4 protein-coding genes are annotated in these 2,942 nt (G+C 46.4%); all 4 read left to right on the forward strand.

Going from position 1 to position 2,942, the window contains the following annotated elements:
* Window positions 1-72: 72 nt before the first annotated feature.
* The 4 genes from ABE093_RS13535 (at window position 73) to ABE093_RS13550 (ending at window position 2,923) form a co-directional block, all read left to right on the forward strand.
* Window positions 73-570, forward strand: coding sequence for a YcxB family protein (locus ABE093_RS13535; RefSeq protein ID WP_430761438.1), 498 nt, complete (start codon window positions 73-75; stop codon window positions 568-570).
* Between the two features lie 280 nt (window positions 571-850).
* Window positions 851-1,468, forward strand: coding sequence for a hypothetical protein (locus ABE093_RS13540; RefSeq protein WP_430761439.1), 618 nt, complete (start codon window positions 851-853; stop codon window positions 1,466-1,468).
* A 61-nt stretch (window positions 1,469-1,529) separates the two neighbouring features.
* A complete protein-coding gene (locus ABE093_RS13545) occupies window positions 1,530-2,036 on the forward strand; it encodes a hypothetical protein (RefSeq protein ID WP_430761440.1) in 507 nt (168 codons plus the stop codon).
* A 281-nt stretch (window positions 2,037-2,317) separates the two neighbouring features.
* Window positions 2,318-2,923 (forward strand): dienelactone hydrolase family protein, encoded by a 606-nt coding sequence (locus tag ABE093_RS13550; protein WP_430761441.1) that lies wholly within the window; start codon window positions 2,318-2,320, stop codon window positions 2,921-2,923.
* Window positions 2,924-2,942: the final 19 nt, after the last annotated feature.

Genomic DNA, 2,942 nt, shown 5'->3' on the forward strand with positions numbered 1-2,942 from the left:
TTTGGGCTCTGCGCTACGCTAGCCCAAAACCGCACCACTCTCGGCGCGGCTTAACTCAGGTGTTAGATGCCAATGTCCGACAGCATGGTTTCCGTACAGTTCATTCCAACATTTTGGCAACGCTACAAAGCGGGGTTAATCCTGTCCACTCAAGGATTTATGGGTAAAGTCGCAACCGCCCTTTTCCCCACGGCTGGCATTCTTATTCTGGCCATGAACCTTATAACCAAATCCAAGATATCTGCATTCGATTGGTTGGTAATATTTTCAGCGTTGTTTTTCACCCCCATAGTCTCATGCATTACGACACTTTCCGCGCACCGAAAATTCAAGGGAGACATTGTTTCTCTGATTTTTGATGCCAACGGGATCAAGAGCACCAGAAAGACCGTCAGGATCAGCCATGGCTGGCCTGAAATTATAAAAGTGGTCCGCTCCAATGGACTTTTACTTTCTTATTTCAGCACTCGTTGTGCATATTTCGCACCAATCGATGCATTTACTAAAGACCAAGTACTTGCCATCAGGGCACTTGCCGAAAAACACGGCAATGCAAAGATTGGCATCTAACTAATCGTTCAAGCCGACGCCGCTTCGTGGCTTGGATCTGGGCTTTGCGCTACGCTAGCCCAGAACCCGCGCCACTGCTCGGCGCGGCTTAACTCAGGTGTTAGACCGCGAAAATAATTTCATGGCCATCTTAAAAAAGCATTCGACACAATTCAAAAGTCGCATATCAATCCACAGAATGCACGGTGCAAATACGCAGTCAAAGAATTATTTCAGTGACTTTATCGCGGCCCTTGGTCTACTTGTCGCGGCCGGAGGTCTATTTGTATCGTATCAATCAATGAAAAAGAGCGACAAGATCGCAACTCAAGCTCTCGAAATATCAAAAACTGCAAACGATATCGCCTTAGGAACAAAAATAGAACCTGGAATTCTTGAATTCTCAACGCTTGACCGCAGTGATTTTCAATACGACTTTACCGACCAATCGAGCCTTAAGGACGAATTACGGTACGTTATTCATCTTTATAACAGGGGGCACCGACCAATTTCTGCCGTATCTGCACAAATCATTGGCGTCGAACCTCTGACGTACCAACTGTCCAACCCAGGCTTCGCTATTCGTTCGCTTCCTTCTTTTGATTGGAAACTTGATTTTAACTCTGCAGTTTTGCCGTCAGGATCAGTAGCAATAGATATACGAAAACCAATTCTGGTCTATTTGAAAAAATTGTCCGGCCAATTACCACAAAAAAATTCTGTTTACATGACCTCTATAAATTTCGTTGTCAGCACAAAGTCTGTCGGTGACGACGACTTCATAGGCATCTCCGGGAATCAAAAAATACACGATCGCGAGCTAATCACAATCCGATTTATACCCAGCATAATAAAAACAGAAATTGCAACCACAATATTGTCGGAAGATACTGAGCAACACCGCGTGTACTCCCCATAGTTGTAGTCTAACTATTCGTTCAAGCCGACACCGCTTCGCGGCGTCGGTTCGGTGCCGAGGTATGTTGCACCAATCCGCCACCGCAAAGCGCTGCGGCTTAACTCAGGTGTTAGGCTTCATGAAACCCACACCATCGCACTATCGCCAGATCATCGACCGTGCTCTATGCAAAAAGCTCATCGAATCTGGATTTCGTGAAATTCAACTAATTGACTGCATAAGCTATGAAGCCCTCTTCCGGAAAGGCGATGCGTGGTTCGGTACGTCGTGGGATTACAGAGACCTTTACCTCGACCTCAATTTTGGGCATTTGTATTGGATCAAAGACGTAATGCCTCGCGTCATCATTGCCGGGCAGTACAGCTCGTTTTATCCGCAAATTAAGCGACTAGACAATACAGCCAACGATTACTTGGAGAAGATTGCAGCCTCTGTTTCTGGATCAATAGAAACTGCCCTTAACAAGTACCGAGAAAACCCATCTCTCGCAGACTCCAGGGTACCTGAACTCCGTCAAGGCCTACTTGGAAGAGCGACGGACGCGCAGCTTATCGCTCATGAGGCCTAACTATTCGTTCAAGCNNTTAACTCAGGTGTTAGGTGTTACACCAACCAATTTCGAGGCCGCAAGTGCATCGCATTTTCAAGATCATTGCCTGTGCATGTATTTTTCTTTCTGGATGCTCTCACATCGCGCCAAAAAGCGAACTAATTGTGGGAGTCCAACCTCTCGCGAAAGATGTCTTTTCGTCGGTAGATGCTGGCCAATTCGATCTTGGGAATTTCACTACCTCTAATGGAACAGTTCTACCTTATCGCCTCTTATCTCCATCCCACCTTAAAAAGGGCGTGAAATACCCCCTTATTGTCCAATTTCATGGGTCAGGAGGGATTGGTACCGATAACCTCAGGCAACTTGAACGCCTCGCGAAAAGCTGGGCCATGCCGGACATTCGCGAACACTATCAGGCATACGTCTTGATACCTCAGTTCCCCATAAGAAGCGCAAATTACGGCCCCGCATCCCCAGATCAGAAATCTGAACCATCGACAGCACTCAACGCTGGAATCGAGCTAGTCAAGGATTTTTCATCAAAAAATCAGATTGACACCTCACGCATTTATGCAGTCGGATTCTCAATGGGCGGATCGGCAGCATGGTTATCCCCAACTCTTGATCCCTCCTTATTTGCAGCTATCGTCCCAATATCTGGTATCTCTCCAGACAACTCCTATGCAGCTGTCTTTAGAAATCTTCCAGTCCTTATCCTGCACGGAAATTCAGACAATGAAAATCCGATTACAGCCGACCGGCGTTTCTATGCTGCAATTAAGCAAGCTGGTGGTCAACACGTTCATTTCAGGGAATATGACGGACTTGCCCACCAACCTCCAAGTGATATTTATCCTGGAATTTGGTGGCGCGATTGGCTTTTTCAGCAAAAACGCAAGTAACACCTAACTAATCGTTCAA

Origin of the sequence: Solilutibacter silvestris, from assembly GCF_050574925.1 — a bacterium.
Taxonomy (GTDB): domain Bacteria; phylum Pseudomonadota; class Gammaproteobacteria; order Xanthomonadales; family Xanthomonadaceae; genus Solilutibacter; species Solilutibacter silvestris_A.

What these genes read in the sequence shown, in the direction of transcription:
- ABE093_RS13545 (WP_430761440.1), top strand. Translation starts at nt 1,530, where the DNA reads ATGTTGCACCAATCCGCCACCGCAAAGCGCTGCGGCTTAACTCAGGTG.
- ABE093_RS13535 (WP_430761438.1), top strand. Translation starts at nt 73, where the DNA reads ATGTCCGACAGCATGGTTTCCGTACAGTTCATTCCAACATTTTGGCAA.
- ABE093_RS13540 (WP_430761439.1), top strand. Translation starts at nt 851, where the DNA reads ATGAAAAAGAGCGACAAGATCGCAACTCAAGCTCTCGAAATATCAAAA.